This window comes from Mesorhizobium sp. B3-1-8 (assembly GCF_006439495.1).
Classification (GTDB): Bacteria; Pseudomonadota; Alphaproteobacteria; order Rhizobiales; family Rhizobiaceae; genus Mesorhizobium.
The window spans coordinates 109,620-125,568 of sequence record NZ_VFTK01000013.1 but is presented as its reverse complement, the minus strand read 5'-3'; the positions used below and the strand labels follow the sequence as shown (position 1 = coordinate 125,568).

Below are 15,949 nucleotides of genomic sequence, written 5' to 3'. Positions count from 1 at the left end.
GCGAGATTTGATTGAGTGGGCGCGCAAGTCAACCCTTGGCTGCGCAGTTTGGCATAACCGGATAAGCGCCGGTTTGGCCTTTCTTTTTCCGTTATCGATCCCTATATTCGTTTCGTCGGCTTGACCGACTATGGCGATAAACAGGCGATGAAATAAGCCGTTCGGACCCGGGGGCGGTACCCGGCGCCTCCACCAAAAACCGCTCTGGCTGACGGAGCGGCTTTTGCTGGGGGCGAAATAGGATCGACGAAGGTGTAAAGATCGTACTTTTGCCCGGCATTGTACCACCGTCATCGGGCTAAACTTATAGTTGCCAACGACAACTATGCGGAAGCTCGTCTCGCTGCTTAATGCGGCGCGAACGCTTCAAATCAAGCCCTAGCGGTTCGCACTTCTAGGCGGGGTTCGGAGGTACCTGGCAACAGAAACCTCCACCTTCCCCTCTTTTGCTTCTTCCCACCAACCGAACGGCCAAGGCTCGTCCGGCGCTTGATGCGCGGCGTACAGCCTTGCCGCCCATCCTCAATGGACAAGCGATGCGAAACGATTGCGGCCGATTCTTCGTGCTGACCGGCGGTCCAGGTTCCGGCAAGACCACCTTGATCGAAGCGCTGCGGGCCCAGGGCTTCGCGACGGCGCCTGAGGCCGGGCGCGGCATCATCCGCGACCAGATGGCCATCGGCGGCCCTGCCCTACCCTGGCAGGATCGCGCGCTCTTTGCCGAGCTGATGCTGTCGTGGGAGCTGCGCTCCTGGCAGGCCGCGCATGCCGAACCTCCTGGCCCGGTCTTCTTCGACCGCGGCGCGCCCGACACCATTGGCTATCTCAGACTCTGCGGCCTGCCGGTGCCGGACCACCTCACAAGCGCTGCGAGGAAATTCCGCTACGCGCGCCGCGTCTTCGTCGCGCCACTCTGGCCGGAGATCTTCACCCAGGACGAGGAGCGCAAGCAGACGCTCGACGAGGCCGAGCGCACATTCCGCTCGGTGACCGGCGTCTATGTGGAACTCGGTTACGAACTGGTGCCGTTGCCTCTCGCTCCGGTCGAGGAACGGTTGCGCTTCGTCATCGATCAGGCCGGCTTGCAACAGACATGAAAAAGGCCGGGCAAGCCCGGCCTTTTTCTGTCTTGTCTATGATTGCCTACTCCGCCGGCGCCTCGACCGCTTCGCGCTCGCGGCCGAGCGTCAGCTTGGCCAGCGTGAAGGAAATCACCGCGCAGAGCGTGATGCCCGCCACCATCGGCAGCGGCGTGCCGTCGAAGAAGATGCCGGCGACGCCCATCGCCAGTGCGCCGATGGCGAAATGCAGCGTGCCCATCAGCGCCGAGGCCGTGCCGGCGATCTCGCCATGCTCTTCCATCGCCAGCACCGAGGTTGTCGGGATGACGAGGCCAAGGAAGCCGTAGCCGACGAAGAGCAGCGCGGCCATCACGTCGAGCCGGTCGACACCCGAGGCCATGATGGCGAACAGCGCCACCATGACCGTGGCATAGCCGGTGACCGCCACCCAGACGACGCGCTTCAGCCCGAAGCGATCGGCCAGCATCCCGGTCAACTGCGACATGCCGATGAAGGCCACCGCGTTGATCGAGAAGAACACGCTGTAGACCGACGGCGACAGGCCGTAATGGTCGATCAGGATGAAGGACGAGCTCGACAGATAGACGAAGAAGCTCGCAATGCCGAAGCCCGCGATCGCCACAAGGCCGAGGAAGTTGCGGTCGCCCATCAGGTAGCGGTAGCCGGCAAGCGCCGTACCGAAGGACGAGCCGGCGCGCTCTTCGACCGGCCGCGTCTCCTTGAGCGAGGTGGCAAGCAGGATGGTGGCCAAAGCAGCGGCACCCGTCACCGTCCAGAACACGGCGCGCCAACCAAAACTCTCGATGATCTGGCTGCCGGTCAGCGGCGCCAGGATCGGCGACACCGAGAACACCAGCATCAGAAGCGACATCAGCTTGGCGGCCTCGTTGCCGGTGTGCAGGTCGCGCACGATGGCGCGCGGCACCGCCATGCCGGCGCTGGCGCCAAGACCCTGAAGGAAGCGGAAGGCGATCAGCCACTCGATGGTCGGCGCCATCGCCGAGCCGACGCCGCCGACCATGAACAGCGCAAGGCCGGCATAAAGCGGAGCCTTGCGGCCGACCATGTCGGAGATCGGTCCGACGACGATCTGCCCGAAGCCCATCGACAGGAAGAAGATCAGAAGGCTCATCTGCACGGCGGCTGTGCCGGCATGCAGATCCTGGCCGATCGAAGGCAGCGCGGGGAGATACATATCGATCGCAAACGGGCCGATCGCGGACAACAAGCCGAGCACGACCGCGATGCGGAGGAATTTTGGACTCATGATAAGGCTCTTTTCGGATCTGGTTGCCGCCGCGAATATCGGCGTCTGAACCCAGTACGTTCCATCCCGCGGAAATCCGACACCTGAGAGCGAATTCATTCGTCACTAGAGCGAACTTGTTCGTCTCGGTAGCGCAGACTTCCCGTTATTGTGTCCACAAATTTAGACAGGCTTGTCCAATTCGTCAATCACCGCTATATAGATTTTCATGAAGCACGGCATTTCTCCTGACACTTTCCCGCCACGCAGCCATGAGGCCAAGCGGGTGTCGGTGGTGGAGGCTGCTGCTTCGGTTTTTTGTCGGGAAGGCTATGCCGGCGCCAATATCGACCTGATCGCGGCCGAGGCCGGCGTTTCACGCCAGACCGTCTACAACCATCACGGCGATAAGGAAAAGCTCTTCGTCGCCGTCGTGCGCGACCTGACGGAGCGCTGTAATGCCGGCATCTTCGCCACCATCGCCACCTTTCCCGACCAGCCTACGGACCTGGAAGCCGACCTGGTCGCCTTTGCGGTGCGCATGAACCGCAACTGCATCTGCAACCGCGACGGCCGTTTCCTGCGCAAGCTGATCCAGGCCGAAGGCGAGCGCTATCCGGAATTGTTTGCCGAATGGCGCGAACAAGGCCCGGGCCGCACTTGGTCGGCGCTTGCCGCGCGCTTCGCCCGGCTTGCCTTCGCCGGTCACCTGTCGATCGGCGACCCCGACGTCGCGGCGCGTCAGTTCCTCGCCCTCGTCAACGCCGAGCTTCAGATCACTTTCATGCTGGGCGGCTTACCAACCGAGGAAGAGGTGCTGCGCTCCGCCGCCAACGGTGTGCGGACCTTTCTCGGCGCCTTCGCCAGGAAGAAATTGCCGGCCGGCAAACAGGCGGCGCTCGTTCACGCCTGAGCGATCAAATCGCCGACGCCCCTCTTGGCCTCACGGCTTTGCGCCTATATGCGGTTTACGCCGCGCTCAAGCTTGATTACAGCTATGCGGACGATTCAACGGAACCCGACCATCAGATGGCCGACGACCACATCCGCTACGACATTCTGGCCCAGGAGGCTCTGCGCGGCGTCATGCGCAAGGTCCTGGCCGAAGTCGCGCGCACTGGCCTTCCGGGCAATCATCATTTCTTCATCACCTTCCTGACCGGCGCGCCGGGCGTGCGCATCTCGTCCAGGCTGCGCGAGCGCTATCCGGAGCAGATGACCATCGTCATCCAGTTCCAGTATTGGGACCTGAAGGTGACGGATGCCGGCTTCGAGGTCGGACTTTCCTTCTCCGACGTGCCGGAGAAGCTCGAAATCCCCTTCTCGGCCGTGCGCGGCTTCTACGATCCGTCGGTCAATTTCGAGCTCGAATTCGACGTCAAGACGGAGAGCGCCGAAGACGAGGCCGCCGCTCCGGCGCCCGAGCCGGTCGCCGTCGTCCCCGAGAAGAAGCCGGAATCCAAAAAGAAGGCCGCCGAGGCCGAGAAGAAGCCGGCGGTCGCCGAGACCGGCGGCAAGGGCGCCGACGTCGTTTCGCTCGACGCGTTCCGCAAGAAGTAGCCAGCGCCATGGGCGAGGTCGTCAATCTCCGCCAGGCCCGCAAGCAGAAAGCGCGCATCGAGAAAGAACGCCAGTCCGGCGAGAACCGGGCGCTGCACGGCCGCTCGAAGACGGAGCGCGAGCGTGACCGGCTGGCATCGGAAAAGGCCGGGAAATTCGTGGCCGGCCATCGCCGGGAAAAACCCGACGACCCCGGCGAGCGCTGAGTCCCTGCAATGGCCGCGGTCGAAAAACGTTCGGTAACGATCCGCGGTCACCGCACCAGCTTTTCCCTGGAACAGCCTTTTTATGACGATCTCATCGCCATCGCCGGGCAACGCTCGCTGTCGCTCGCGGCCCTGGTCGCGGAGATCGACGAGACGCGCACCCGCGACGCCAACCTGTCGTCCGCGCTGAGGCTCTATGTGCTGGCCTGGGCGAAACGCGGCGGCGCGGCGCCGTGATGCCTAAGCCGGATCGCCCACGCTTTGCCCTGCCTTGCGCTTGGCGCCGAAGCTGAGCAGGGCCGACCGGTCGCGCTCCTCCGCCTGCTTTTTCGACCTTACCCGCATCATGTCTTTCCAGCCGATATAGCCGACAAGCCGTTCATCGTCGCGTGAGACGACCGGCAGATGCGAGACGTTGGCGAGCAGAAGCTTGTCGGAAAGCGCCTCCAGATATTCGTCCGGATAAGCCAGCGTGATCTTGCTGCCGGCGAGCAATTCGCCGAGCGTCGTGCTGCGATGCTTGCCGGCGCGCCGCCAGCGCAGGATCGCGGGCGGATCGATGACGCCGAGCACATGCCCCTCCCCGTTGACCACCGGGAAGCTCGGGTGCCGCGTGTCCGGCGCGGTCAGGAACGTTGCCGCGCCGTGCAGCGTCATCGTCGCCGGCACGCTCTCGACCTTCGTCGTCATCACTTCCTTGACCCTTGTCAAAGCGAAAGGGTCGACGCGGTATTCGCGCACGAGGTGATGCCCGCGTCGCGCCACTTTTTCGGTCAGGATCGAGCGCTTCATCAACAGCACGGTGACCGCGTGGGCGGTGGCGCAGGCCGCGATCAGCGGCACCAGGACATGCGTGTTGCCGGTGAGCTCGGTAGCGAAGAAAGTCGCGGTCAACGGCGCGCGCATGGTGCCGCCCATGGTCGCGGCCATCGCCAGCAGCGGCCAGAAGCCGGGGCTTGCCTCGGGCAGGATGCCCGAGAGCACCGCACCCATCGCTCCGCCCATGATGAGCAGCGGCGCCAGCACGCCGCCCGAGGTCCCGGACCCCAGAGCCACCGACCAGATGACGGCCTTCACCACCAGCAGCAGCAGCGCGGCGGTGGCGACGGTGCGGCCGTCGAGCATATTGGCGATGTTGTCGTAGCCGACGCCAAGCGCGTGCGGCTCGATCAGGCCGCCGATGCCGACCACCAGGCCGCCGATCATCGGCCACCACATCCAGTGTATCGGCAGCTTCAGGAAGGCGTCCTCGCAGGCATAGACCAGTTGCGTCAGCAGGCCCGAAAGCAGCCCGGCGGCAATGCCCACCAGCACCCAGCCGCCCAATCCTGCAATCGAGACCTCCATGCTGCCCGAGAACGGAAAGATCGGGCTCGGCAGGTGAAGCAAGCTGCGTTCGACTTCCGCGACGATCGCGGCGACGGCGACAGGGATGAAGCTGCGCGGCGTCCACTCGAACAGGAGCAATTCGACGGCGAGCATGATGGCGGCGATCGGCGTGCCGAAAACCGTCGTCATGCCGGCCGCCGCACCCGCCACCAGCAGCGTCTTGCGCTCATTGTCGCTGACCGGCAGCATCTGCGCGATCAGCGAGCCGATGGCGCCGCCGGTCATGATGATCGGGCCTTCGGCGCCGAACGGTCCGCCCGACCCGATCGAGATCGCCGAAGACAGCGGTTTCAGCACCGCGACCTTGGCGTCGAGCCGCGAGCGCCCGAGCAGGATCGCCTCGATGGCCTCGGGAATGCCGTGGCCGCGGATCTTCTCGCTGCCGAAGCGCGCCATCAGGCCGATGATCAGGGCGCCGATCACCGGGACGATCACAGCGGCATAGCCCAGCGGCGAGTCCTCGAGCTTGAGTTCGGCCAGCGAGAACTGGCCGAAATAGGCGATGTTGGTGGCAAGACGGATGAGCTGCATAAGTACGATGCCGGCGAAGAGCGCAGCGGTCGCCACCACGACGGCAATGGCCGCGATCAGCAGAACACGCGGATCGGTCGTGAAGTCGCGGAGATTGCCGTTGCCGGCGTGAGCAGGTTTCATCTTGGGAGCCTGAACTTTCTGGCGGCGAAGGCCGTCCGGTTTCAGGCGGCCTCATATCGTAATACGATATAAATCTGCAAGGCTGTTTTCAATCGCCGCACCGCGTCATTTTGGACAGGGATCGCGACGGCCAGTTGAGCTTTTGCGGGAAAAGACCATAAGTCGGGAAATGACGTCGCCGAAACCACGCCCCGCCATCAGCCAGGCCGACTACCAGCGGCTGTCGCAGTTCCGTTATCTGATCCGCCGCTTTCTCGAATTCAGCCAGGTCCAGGCCAATGAGGCGGGCCTCACGCCGCGCCAGCACCAGGCGCTGCTGGCGATCAAGGGATTTCCCGGCGGCGGACCGGTGACGGTGGGCGAGCTTGCCGAGCGGCTGCGTATCCGCCACCACAGCGCGGTGGAACTGGTGAACCGCCTTGCCGAGGCGGGCCTGGTGATACGCGATCAGGACAAGAGCGATCACCGCCGCGTCTTGCTGCAGCTGACCCCTTTGGCCGACGATCGCCTGGCCGACTTGTCGGCCGCGCATCTCGACGAGCTTTCGCGCATCGAGCCGATGCTGCGGCGCCTGCTCTCGCGCCAGGAACAGTCCTAGGCGCGGTGGCTAATTCGCTACGTGTGCGACGCGAAGCTCAACCGCCGTCGAGCGACTTCAGCAGATTGTCGATCGTGAACGGGTTGGCCTTCGGCTTCGCCGGCGCTGAAGTCGAACCATCATTGACGCCGGGCAGCGCCCCCTCGGCCTTTGGCGTTTGCGCGGCCGCCTTGCGTGCTGCTTCCAGCTTCGCCTGCTCGGCCTTCTTGCGCTCGGCCTGTGCCTTGGCCGCCTCGTCCGCGGCCCGCTGCTCGGCCTCGGCCTTCGCCTGTGCATCGGCCTTGGCCTTGGCGTCCGCTTCGGCCTGCGCCTTGGCGTCGGCTTCCGCCTTCACCCTGGCCTCTTCGTCGGCCTTGGCTTTTGCTTCAGCTTCAGCCTTTGCCTGCGCTTCAGCCTGTGCCTGTGCCTGCGCTTCCGCTTCGGCTTTCGCCCTGGCTTCCGCCTCGGCCTTCTGCCGCGCCTCTTCCTCTTGCCGGCGCAACTCTTCGGCCGCGTTGTCGCGCTCCGTCTGCAGCGAGGCGTAATAGCGCACCTCGCGCCGCAGCCGCTGCTTCTCCAGCAGCGCCGCCTGCATCGCCTCGACGCGCTGCTGTTCCTTCTCCAGCGCGCGCTGCGTCAGGAACTGCGCCAGAGGGCCGCTGTCGAACTGGGGCGCGGTCGCCCCGAGCGGACCGGCCAGGCTGAAATTGACGGCCGGTTCGGAGCCGACCAGCGCCTCGTCGCCGGGATGATAGGTCAGCGCCCCCTTTGCCGTGACGGTGCTCGTGTTGAGATCGGCCGTCACGTCGGCGGACAAGGTCGCGCCGGGATTGTCGAGGCTGATCGGCGGCACCCGCAACGTGCCGTTGGCGACGGTGAAGGCCACATCGGTATCAACGGCGGCGAAGCTGCCCTCCCCGGCGATCTGGGGCGCGAACTCCGCGGTCTTGGCCGTGTCGATGTCGCGTCCGATCGCGTCGGCCTTGGCGATCATGGCGGCAAAGCCTTCCGGATTGATGCCGTCCACTTTCAATCCCTTCAGCGCCGCCGTGCCGGATCCGGACAGGGCCGCAATCATGGCGTCGACGGATTTGCCGCTGGTCGACAGCGCCGTCGAAAGATCGCCGCTGCCGCCGATACCGGCGCCGGGCAGAACCGCGGAAAGATCGCTGCCGGCCAGCCTCATCTGGCCCGAGAACAGGCCGGTGCCCTCCGTGTTCTTCAGGTCGAACAGGCCGGTCAGGTCACCGCCGTAGAGCTTCGCCTTGAGGTCGGAGACGTGGATGCCTTCGCGGTCGAGCTTCAGCGAGAATGAAGCGTCATGCGCCGTGGCGAAGGGCCCGACGGCGAGCGCCGACGTGTTGAGATCGAGATCCGCGTTGAACGGCAGCGTCGACTTCTGGCTGAACGGCGTCGTCGGCCAGCCGCCCTTGGCGGGGGCGAAAGACTGGTCCCCGAACAGCGAGACCGCCAGCGGATCGAGGTCGAGCTCGTCGAGCACCAGCGCCCCGGCAAGATGCGGCAGCCCATCCTTGGCGTCGTCGATGTTGACGTCGCCGGAAACCGCCGCCTTGTTGATCGAACCGGTAAGACCGCTCAGCACCAGGAGCCCATTGCCGAAATCGGCATCGGCCGCCAGCGACGTTGCCGTCCCGGTTCCCATGCCGGGCAGGCCTACACCCGTCGTCATCAGCCACGGCTCGATATCGGCGGCATCGAGACTGACCTTGCCCTTGGCGGTCGGGCCTTGCGCCGTCGAGGCGACTGTTCCGTCGAAGCCTGCCCTGAAATCATCGGCCGTCAGGTTGAAGCTGGTCGCGAGACCGCCAGCAACCGAGCCCTTCGCCGAGACGTCGGTGTTGGCGTGGCCGAGCATGCCGAGCGGCAGCGCAGGCAGGCCGTAAAGCGCAAGCAGCGTGGTGGCGTTGTCGTTGCGGGCGTTGAAGGTGATCGACACCGGCGCCTCGGAGAGCTTGTCCACGGTCCCCTTGCCGGAAAGCGACGCCGAGAAGGCCGAGCCGCCGGCCTTGCCCTGGGCCGAGAGCGCCAAGCCCGTGGTGCCGTCGCCATTGTCGGCGGCACTGGTCAAGAGATCGATGCGCGCGTCCTGGAACAGTTCGGGATAGGCCGCCGCGCGGCTGGCCAGGCCTTTGAGCACGCCATTGTCGGGATAGTGCTGTGCGGCGACATCGATCAGCGGCTTGAGGTCCACCGCCACCACGGAAGCGTTGAGCTTGCCGGTCGGGCTCTGCGGGAAATCCTTGACCCGGCCCGTGGCGCTGATCGAGGCGCCAGCCAGGCCGCCGATCGAAAGCCGATCGATCTCGAGCAGGCCCTCGCGCAGCCGCAGCGCCGTGTCGACGGTGTCGGCGCTGAGCCCGGCAGCGCTGACTGGACCCGCCTTGATCTGGAAATCGAGATCGCGATCCGAAAACCGGTTGGCGCCCTTGTCGCTGATGAAGATCGAGGCGAAGGCGGCGAGCCCGTCCAGGTCCATCTCGCCGCCCGTCAGCCGCATCAGCACCGACGGCCTGGCGCCATCCTGCTGGCTGGAATCGATGCTGCCCGCAAACTTCGCCTTGCCGAGGATGAGCTCGAGATCGCTGAAGGACTGCCGGCTCTCGCTGAGATCGACCTTGGCCTTGAAGCCTGCCGCGGGCAGCCGGCGGATCGCCTCGTCGACATCCTTCGATAGCCAGGCGGCAAAGCCGGACGGCTGCCCGACGGCGAGCAGCAACGAGCCGGTGAAGCCGAAGTGGTCTTCCACGCTCAACATGCCGTCGGCTTCGAGCGTCGTGCGGCCCGGCAGCGTCGCGGCGAGCGACTTGACCGACCAGCCCCCTTCGACCGGCTCGGCCGACAGCCGCACGTCGCGCACCGTCGTGTCGCCCGCCACCACCGCCGGCAGCCTGACCTCGACCGTGCCCGGTATGGTCGGCTTCGGCATGTGCTGCAGCGTCCGCTCGAATGCCGCGATGCGCTGGTCGAGCGTGAAGCCGGCGCCAGCGGTCCCGCCGCCGACGGCCTCGTCGAACTGCACCTGCGCGCCGCTGGCCTCGACCGAGAAATGCGGCTTCAGGCCGAGATCGACCGATGCCTTGCCGTCGGCGGTATAGGGATTGTCGAGCGGGCCGGTCTCGAAGCGGAACTCGTCGAAATTGAGCTTCTGGTGGTCGAGCGCGAACTTGCCGTTCAGCCGGAAGCCTGGGTCGGGCTTGCTGGTGCTGATCTTGACCGGCTGGCCCTCGTTGCCGCGCAGCTCGGCCGAATTCCTGTCGTCACCCGAAATCTTGAACTGGCCGGAATAGACCGCGGCGCCCTTGACGATGCCGGCATTGCCGTCGGTTTCGATGATCAGCGGATAGGCATCGGGATCCGCTTTCAACCTGAGCCGCATCTGGCCGTCCGGCTCCACCTTGCCGGTCGAAGCCGAGACGTCGGCGCGCAGGCCGTCGAAGCGCAGCGTTCCATCCATGCGCCATGGGCCGGTGAGCGCCTTGGCCGAAATGGTCGAGTTGATCTCCGAGATCAGATGGCTGCGTCCACCGGCGGCGTGGCGCAATTCGATCTGCCCTTCGGTTACCGACAGCTTCTCGATCGCGATCTGGCCTGGGTCGAAGGGCGTCGAGGGCCGGAGTGTCCAGTCGACGGTGCCGTCGCCGGCGACATTGATGGTGGCTTTCGGATGCACCAGCCGCATGTCGAAGATCAGCACCTCGCCGCGCAGGAATGGCGCGAGCTCGGCATCCATGGAGAAGGTCTCGACCGTCATCGCCGGCTGGCCTTCCGGCCCCCCCGCGACCTCGACATTGGAGAAGGTCACCGACGGAAACGGCAACAGCCGCGCCGTCGCGTCGCCCTTCACCGTCACCTTGCGGCCGAGGATGGCGCTCGCCTCGCGCTCGAAATCGCCCCGGTAACCCGTCCAGTCGATGAAATACGGCACCACCAGCGCCGCGCACAGCACCAGCACGAACAGGCCACCGAAGATCACGAACAGGCGGGCGAGCATCTGTTTCCCGGGTTGAAAGTCAGCCGCACTCTACCTGCATCCGCGTGTCGATAAAGAGGCAATTCAGCGTGCGACAGCCGCCAATGTCTCCAGTTGCGTGACCGCTCGCGGTCGCGATATCTCTTTTGCAAATCCCTGCCCTTCCGGCCGCGTCCTTGGCCGCCATGAATCTGAACCCAACATGGAGCGTCCCCGATGTCAGGCAAGAACTGGGATAGAGTGCCGATCGACGCGCAGAGCGTCGACGCGCCGCTGTCGCAAGCCGCGATTTTCCTGGTCGTCACGGTCGGCGGCGACAAGGCGGCGCTTTCGGCCGTCGCTTCAGTGCTGGGCGAGCTCGACGACCTCGTCAAGAATGTCGGCTTCCGCGACCTGTCGGGCCGGCTGTCCTGCATCGCCGGCATCGGCGCAGGGCTCTGGAACCGACTGTCGCCCAACCGCCGGCCGCGCGAGCTGAAACCCTTCGCGCCGATCGAGGGTTCGGCGCATTCGGCGCCCTCGACCCCCGGCGATCTGCTCTTCCACATCCGCGCCGAGCGGCCCGACATGTGCTTCGAGTTCGAGCGCATCCTGCTGAACAGTCTTGGCGCCAGCGTGACCGTCGCCGACGAGGTGTCCGGCTTTCGCTATTTCGACGCGCGCGATCTTCTGGGCTTCGTCGACGGCACAGCCAATCCGACCGGCCTCGACCTGCCCGCCTCCGCTTTGGTCGGCGACGAGGACGGCGACTTTGGCGGCGGCAGCTATGTCGTCGTGCAGAAATACCTGCACGACATGGCCGCCTGGGGCAAAACGCCGACGCATGTCCAGGAAGAAATCATCGGCCGCACCAAGATCGACAACATCGAGATCGATGACGACGACAAGCCGCGCAAGTCGCACAAGTCGCTGGCTACCATCGAGGACGACGCCGGCAACGAATACGACATCCTGCGCGACAACATGCCGTTCGGCCGCCCCGGCCAGAACGAGTTCGGCACCTATTTCATCGGTTATACGCGCTATCTGTGGGTGATCGAAAAAATGCTGCAGCGCATGTATGTCGGCGAACCGCCAGGCGCTTACGACCGGCTGCTCGACTTCTCGACGCCGCATACCGGCACGACCTTCTTCGCGCCGACGCGGCCCATGCTGCAGAAGCTGGTCGAGGGCGTTCAGGAATAGCCTCGGGTCGGCGGTTACCCCGCCGCCGGCAATATCTTTCCGGGATTCATGATGTTGAGCGGATCGAGCGCCTGCTTTATCGTGCGCATGACATCGACGCCATGGCCGAGTTCGTGGCGCAGGAAGCCGACCTTGCCCTGGCCGATGCCGTGCTCGCCGGTGCAGGTGCCTTCCATGGCGATCGCGCGCATGTTGAGCCGGGCGACGAATTTCTCGGCGAGCGCGATCTCTTCAGGATTGTCGACATCCATCAGCACCAGCACATGGAAATTGCCGTCGCCGGCATGGCCGACGATCGGCGCGACAAGCCCCATCTCGGCAATGTCGGCCTCGGTTTCCGTGACGCATTCGGCAAGCCGCGAGATCGGCACGCAGACGTCGGTCGACAGCCCCTTGGCGCCGGGGCGCAGCGTCAGCGACGACCAGTAGGCGTCGTGCCGCGCCTTCCAGAGTTTTGTCCGCTCCTCCGCGACGCTGGTCCACAGGAACGGCCCCCCGCCATTCTCCTCGGCGATCATGCCAAACATCTCGGCCTGCTCGGCAACACCGGCGTCGCTGCCATGGAACTCGACGAACAGGCACGGGCTCTCCGGATAGTCGAGCTTGGAATAGTTCTTCATCGCCCGCATCTGCAGCGCGTTGACCAGTTCGATGCGCGCCACCGGGATGCCCATCTGGATCGTCGCGATCACCGTGTTGCAGGCCGCCTCCAGGCTTGGAAACGGGCAGACGCCGCCTGAGATCGCCTGCGGAATGCCCTGCAGCCTCAGCGTCAGCGAGGTGATGACGCCGAGCGTGCCTTCCGAACCGACCAAAAGCCGCGTCAGGTCGTAGCCGGCCGAGCTCTTCTTCGCCCGCTTGCCGGTCGTCACCGTCTCGCCGTCGGCCATGACGGCGGTCAGCGACAGCACGTTTTCGCGCATGGTGCCGTAGCGCACCGCGTTGGTGCCGGAAGCCCTCGTTGCCGCCATGCCGCCCAGCGACGCGTTGGCGCCGGGATCGATCGGGAAGAACAGGCCGGTGTCGCGCAGGTGCCTGTTGAGGTCCTCGCGCGTCACCCCGGGCTCGACGCTGCAGTCGAGATCCTGCGGATTGACGGCCAGGATCCGGTTCATGCGCGAGGTGTCGATGGAAATGCCGCCGCCCGGCGCGTTGGTGTGGCCCTCGAGCGAGGAGCCGACGCCGAAGGCGATGACCGGCACGCGGTGGGCGGCGCAGGCGCGTACGATCTCCTGCACGTCCGCGGCTGTCTCGACGAAAGCGACGCCGTCGGGCGCCTGGGTCGGGATATAGGTGGTGGTGTGCGCGTGCTGGCCGCGAATCGCCTCGCCGGTCTGGAAGCGCTCGCCGAAGCGCTGCTTGAGGATGCCGAGCACCGCGGCGATGCCTTCCTCGTTGCGTTCGACGGGGTTGAGGTCGCTCAAAGCCATGAATTCCTCCGCGAATGGACCAGCGGCCACCCTTGTTATGCAGCTATGGATGATGCCTAAAGCAATTCCGGGAAAAGTGTGAAGCGGTTTTCCGTCCGGAATTGCGCCACATGAACAGAACCTCACCAACCACGCTCTGTCCAGCGACGATCAAGGAAACCATATGACGATCCCCGCGCCCATCATTTCCCGCCCATTGGCGATCGAGAAGGACTGGATCGACTATAACGGCCATCTCAACATGGCCTTTTACAACGTGCTGTTCGATCGCGGCACCGACGAAGCGTTCGCAATGATGGGAGTGGACTCGAGCTATACCAAGGAGCGCCGCCTCAGCGTCTACACCGCGGAAGTCCATGTCTGCTACGTACGCGAGTTGCATCTCCACGACACGGTCAAGGTATCGTTCCAGCTCATCGATCATGACGACAAGCGGTTGAGAACCTATCAGGAAATCCGCCATGTCGACGGCTGGCTTGCCGCCACGTCCGAAACGCTGTCGCTGCATGTCGACATGGAAGGACCGAAGGTCGCCCCCTTCCCCGCCGACGTGATGGCCAAGTTGGAGGCCGTGCGCGCCGCCCATGCGGCGCTGCCGATGCCCGAGCGCGCCGGCCGCTCGATCGGCATCAAGCGCAAGGGCGCTTGAAAACCCGCGCGCCCGCGTTAACCTTACCAAGGTTTTAACGTGAACAAGTCGGTTGAGTCCGTTGAACGACTCACCGGTGCGTTCGAAAACCGCCCTACCGGGTTTACGCGCGGGCGGCTGGCGGAATGCGGTGCGAGGACAGTGCATGAAAACCGACATCAAGGTCGAAGTGGAACGGTTGGCGGCCGATCCACGCATCACCGACTATGATTTCTGGCGATCGCTGAAGAACGTCAACAACGAGATCTTCCACATCGCCAACAACAACGAACCTATCCCGTTCGACATGATCCGCTGGCGCGCGATTCTGAAGCAGGCGCGCATGAAGCGCGGCCACGCTTGATCCATGGTCGCTGCCCTGCCCAGTCATCTCTGCCCAGTCATAGCTGCTTGAACCCGCCCAGCGGCGAGCGCGGCTCGACCGGCGACGACTGGATGATGGCGGTGTTGGTCATCGCATAGGGAATGATCCGGTCGATCACCCGCTCGAGCTCGCTCACAGAGCCGACATGGGCAAGCGCGATGAAGCAGTCCTCGCCGGTGACCCGGTCGCATTGCGCGATTTCCGGCAGCTCGCGGATGATGTCCGCTACCACCGAAAGCTGTCCCGGCACGGGCCTTATTCTCAGCCATGCCGACAGCTTCATGCCGAGAGCGGCCGGATTGATCCTGACCGTATAGGCCTCGATCACGCCGTTCTCCTGCAGCTTGCGGATGCGCTCCGCCACGCTCGGCGCCGACAGCCCGACCGCGCGCGCCAGTTCCGCCGTGCTGATGCGCGCGTCCTTTTCCAGCAGACGCAGGACCTTCAGATCGATCGCGTCAATGTCGACATTTTCACTTCGAAGGTTTTTCAAACCAAATCTCTTCCATCAGAAAGCCAAACTAGCACTCAGCCGTTCATTGCGCATATATTCCGTGAATTTTGCCTGCGATAATGCTCCTATGAAAGCTCAAACGCAAATTCCGGCTGCAAAGCAGGCCAGCGGTGATATCGATGCCCGCGCCGCCCTCGCCGGCCCCACCACACTTGCTGGAATGGCCAACGCGTTGCCGCCGCATGTCTGGTTCTGCGTCAGCGCCGTGTTCCATTATCTAGGCCCGGCCTTCGCGGTGCTGCTTTTCGCTCAGGTCGGCGTCCTCGGCATGGCTTGGCTACGCATCGCCACCGCCGCCGTCATCTTCGCCCCGCTGACAAGGCCCTGGCGCGTCTTCGCCCGCGCGGATCGCGCTCAGCGGCAGCTGCTGCTGGCCTTCGGCATCTGCCTGGCGGTGATGAACTGCTCGTTCTATCTGGCGCTCGACCGCCTGCCGATCTCGCTGGTGGCGGCGATCGAATTCGTCGGCACGATCGCGGTCGCGTTGGTCGGCCTGCGCAGCCCGCGCAACTTTGCTGCGCTCGCCATTGCCGTTGTCGGCACCTTGCTGCTCATCGACGTGAAATGGTCCAGCGATCCGGTCGGCTTGTTCTGGGCCTTTTTGAATGGTGCGCTCTTCGTCGGCTACATCGTGATCGGTCACCGCGTCGCCCAGGCAGGCATCGGCATCGCCGGCCTCGGCACCGCCATGGCAGTCGCTTTCCTCATCGTGTTGCCCATCGGCTTTCGCGAGGCGCTGCCTGCCTTCTCGTCGCCGCAACTCCTCGTCGCCGCGATCGGCGTCGGCGTCTGCTCCTCGGTCATCCCCTACATCTGCGACCAGTTCGCCATGGCGCGGTTGCCGCGCGCGAGCTTCGCATTGATGCTCTCGCTCCTGCCGCTCACGGCAACGCTGATCGGCGTCGTCGTGCTGCGCCAGGTGCCCAGCGTCACCGACTGCATCGGCATTGCGCTGGTCATCGCCGGCGTCGCCTTCCACAAGCCGGCGGCAAACGCCTAGTGGCACTGCGCAGGGATTTTGACCGGTCGGCTCTGTTTGCGTTGTCGGCAGGCGACATGCCTCGGAGATTGGCCGAAACGCCCATCACGATCGTCATTCTAG

General features: G+C 64.8%; 15 protein-coding genes and 1 other RNA gene. 11 read left to right on the top strand and 5 right to left on the bottom strand.

The window, feature by feature from the left end; all coding sequences use genetic code 11:
* The first annotated feature begins 75 nt into the window (after nucleotides 1-75).
* Nucleotides 76-436: a transfer-messenger RNA gene (gene ssrA / locus FJ424_RS14530) on the top strand.
* A 100-nt stretch (nucleotides 437-536) separates the two neighbouring features.
* Nucleotides 537-1,097 carry an AAA family ATPase gene (locus FJ424_RS14525; RefSeq protein WP_140655094.1) on the top strand — a complete coding sequence of 187 codons (561 nt, stop codon included), beginning with the start codon at nucleotides 537-539 and terminating at the stop codon, nucleotides 1,095-1,097.
* A 46-nt stretch (nucleotides 1,098-1,143) separates the two neighbouring features.
* On the opposite strand, the gene FJ424_RS14520 is transcribed toward FJ424_RS14525, so the two are convergent.
* A complete protein-coding gene (locus FJ424_RS14520) occupies nucleotides 1,144-2,349 on the bottom strand; it encodes a multidrug effflux MFS transporter (protein WP_140655092.1) in 1,206 nt (401 codons plus the stop codon).
* 208 nt (nucleotides 2,350-2,557) lie between these two features.
* Here FJ424_RS14520 and FJ424_RS14515 point away from each other — a divergent pair, with 208 nt between their 5' ends.
* The 4 genes from FJ424_RS14515 to FJ424_RS14500 all read left to right on the top strand — a co-directional run bounded on the left by FJ424_RS14515 (nucleotide 2,558) and on the right by FJ424_RS14500 (nucleotide 4,331).
* Entirely contained in the window at nucleotides 2,558-3,241 is a 684-nt protein-coding gene (locus FJ424_RS14515; RefSeq protein WP_140644159.1) for a TetR/AcrR family transcriptional regulator, read from the top strand.
* Between the two features lie 116 nt (nucleotides 3,242-3,357).
* Entirely contained in the window at nucleotides 3,358-3,888 is a 531-nt protein-coding gene (locus FJ424_RS14510) for an SspB family protein (RefSeq protein ID WP_140644157.1), read from the top strand.
* 8 nt (nucleotides 3,889-3,896) lie between these two features.
* The gene (locus FJ424_RS14505) at nucleotides 3,897-4,094 is read left to right on the top strand and encodes a DUF4169 family protein (RefSeq protein WP_140655089.1); all 198 of its coding nucleotides are present in this window, start codon (nucleotides 3,897-3,899) and stop codon (nucleotides 4,092-4,094) included.
* A gap of 9 nt (nucleotides 4,095-4,103) precedes the next feature.
* A complete protein-coding gene (locus FJ424_RS14500) occupies nucleotides 4,104-4,331 on the top strand; it encodes a ribbon-helix-helix domain-containing protein (RefSeq protein ID WP_140655086.1) in 228 nt (75 codons plus the stop codon).
* Between the two features lie 3 nt (nucleotides 4,332-4,334).
* On the opposite strand, the gene FJ424_RS14495 is transcribed toward FJ424_RS14500, so the two are convergent.
* On the bottom strand, nucleotides 4,335-6,137 hold the full coding sequence (locus tag FJ424_RS14495) for a chloride channel protein (protein ID WP_140655083.1): 1,803 nt from the start codon (nucleotides 6,135-6,137) through the stop codon (nucleotides 4,335-4,337).
* Between the two features lie 169 nt (nucleotides 6,138-6,306).
* Here FJ424_RS14495 and FJ424_RS14490 point away from each other — a divergent pair, with 169 nt between their 5' ends.
* A complete protein-coding gene (locus FJ424_RS14490) occupies nucleotides 6,307-6,735 on the top strand; it encodes a helix-turn-helix domain-containing protein (RefSeq protein ID WP_140655080.1) in 429 nt (142 codons plus the stop codon).
* Nucleotides 6,736-6,772: 37 nt separating this feature from the next.
* On the opposite strand, the gene FJ424_RS14485 is transcribed toward FJ424_RS14490, so the two are convergent.
* Complete coding sequence (locus tag FJ424_RS14485) at nucleotides 6,773-10,726, bottom strand: AsmA family protein (protein WP_140655077.1); 3,954 nt, start codon at nucleotides 10,724-10,726, stop codon at nucleotides 6,773-6,775.
* Between the two features lie 195 nt (nucleotides 10,727-10,921).
* Here FJ424_RS14485 and FJ424_RS14480 point away from each other — a divergent pair, with 195 nt between their 5' ends.
* Complete coding sequence (locus tag FJ424_RS14480; RefSeq protein WP_140655074.1) at nucleotides 10,922-11,890, top strand: Dyp-type peroxidase; 969 nt, start codon at nucleotides 10,922-10,924, stop codon at nucleotides 11,888-11,890.
* Between the two features lie 14 nt (nucleotides 11,891-11,904).
* Here FJ424_RS14480 and FJ424_RS14475 read toward each other — a convergent pair whose 3' ends face one another.
* The gene (locus FJ424_RS14475) at nucleotides 11,905-13,320 is read right to left on the bottom strand and encodes an FAD-linked oxidase C-terminal domain-containing protein (RefSeq protein ID WP_140655071.1); all 1,416 of its coding nucleotides are present in this window, start codon (nucleotides 13,318-13,320) and stop codon (nucleotides 11,905-11,907) included.
* 163 nt (nucleotides 13,321-13,483) lie between these two features.
* Between FJ424_RS14475 and FJ424_RS14470 the strand changes: the two genes are divergently transcribed.
* Both FJ424_RS14470 and FJ424_RS14465 read left to right on the top strand, forming a co-directional pair.
* Nucleotides 13,484-13,969 carry a thioesterase family protein gene (locus FJ424_RS14470; protein ID WP_140655068.1) on the top strand — a complete coding sequence of 162 codons (486 nt, stop codon included), beginning with the start codon at nucleotides 13,484-13,486 and terminating at the stop codon, nucleotides 13,967-13,969.
* A 145-nt stretch (nucleotides 13,970-14,114) separates the two neighbouring features.
* Nucleotides 14,115-14,312: a hypothetical protein gene (locus FJ424_RS14465; RefSeq protein WP_027168755.1), complete on the top strand. Its 198-nt coding sequence runs from the start codon at nucleotides 14,115-14,117 to the stop codon at nucleotides 14,310-14,312.
* Nucleotides 14,313-14,349: 37 nt separating this feature from the next.
* On the opposite strand, the gene FJ424_RS14460 is transcribed toward FJ424_RS14465, so the two are convergent.
* Entirely contained in the window at nucleotides 14,350-14,826 is a 477-nt protein-coding gene (locus tag FJ424_RS14460) for an Lrp/AsnC family transcriptional regulator (RefSeq protein WP_140655065.1), read from the bottom strand.
* 181 nt (nucleotides 14,827-15,007) lie between these two features.
* Here FJ424_RS14460 and FJ424_RS14455 point away from each other — a divergent pair, with 181 nt between their 5' ends.
* Nucleotides 15,008-15,847 carry a DMT family transporter gene (locus FJ424_RS14455; RefSeq protein WP_246677241.1) on the top strand — a complete coding sequence of 280 codons (840 nt, stop codon included), beginning with the start codon at nucleotides 15,008-15,010 and terminating at the stop codon, nucleotides 15,845-15,847.
* Nucleotides 15,848-15,949 lie beyond the last annotated feature (102 nt).

Bases quoted from the DNA above. Each gene is read 5' to 3' on its own strand.
- FJ424_RS14525 (WP_140655094.1), top strand. From the start codon at position 537: ATGCGAAACGATTGCGGCCGATTCTTCGTGCTGACCGGCGGTCCAGGT.
- FJ424_RS14520 (WP_140655092.1), bottom strand. From the start codon at position 2,349: ATGAGTCCAAAATTCCTCCGCATCGCGGTCGTGCTCGGCTTGTTGTCC.
- FJ424_RS14515 (WP_140644159.1), top strand. From the start codon at position 2,558: ATGAAGCACGGCATTTCTCCTGACACTTTCCCGCCACGCAGCCATGAG.
- FJ424_RS14510 (WP_140644157.1), top strand. From the start codon at position 3,358: ATGGCCGACGACCACATCCGCTACGACATTCTGGCCCAGGAGGCTCTG.
- FJ424_RS14505 (WP_140655089.1), top strand. From the start codon at position 3,897: ATGGGCGAGGTCGTCAATCTCCGCCAGGCCCGCAAGCAGAAAGCGCGC.
- FJ424_RS14500 (WP_140655086.1), top strand. From the start codon at position 4,104: ATGGCCGCGGTCGAAAAACGTTCGGTAACGATCCGCGGTCACCGCACC.
- FJ424_RS14495 (WP_140655083.1), bottom strand. From the start codon at position 6,137: ATGAAACCTGCTCACGCCGGCAACGGCAATCTCCGCGACTTCACGACC.
- FJ424_RS14490 (WP_140655080.1), top strand. From the start codon at position 6,307: ATGACGTCGCCGAAACCACGCCCCGCCATCAGCCAGGCCGACTACCAG.
- FJ424_RS14485 (WP_140655077.1), bottom strand. From the start codon at position 10,726: ATGCTCGCCCGCCTGTTCGTGATCTTCGGTGGCCTGTTCGTGCTGGTG.
- FJ424_RS14480 (WP_140655074.1), top strand. From the start codon at position 10,922: ATGTCAGGCAAGAACTGGGATAGAGTGCCGATCGACGCGCAGAGCGTC.
- FJ424_RS14475 (WP_140655071.1), bottom strand. From the start codon at position 13,320: ATGGCTTTGAGCGACCTCAACCCCGTCGAACGCAACGAGGAAGGCATC.
- FJ424_RS14470 (WP_140655068.1), top strand. From the start codon at position 13,484: ATGACGATCCCCGCGCCCATCATTTCCCGCCCATTGGCGATCGAGAAG.
- FJ424_RS14465 (WP_027168755.1), top strand. From the start codon at position 14,115: ATGAAAACCGACATCAAGGTCGAAGTGGAACGGTTGGCGGCCGATCCA.
- FJ424_RS14455 (WP_246677241.1), top strand. From the start codon at position 15,008: ATGGCCAACGCGTTGCCGCCGCATGTCTGGTTCTGCGTCAGCGCCGTG.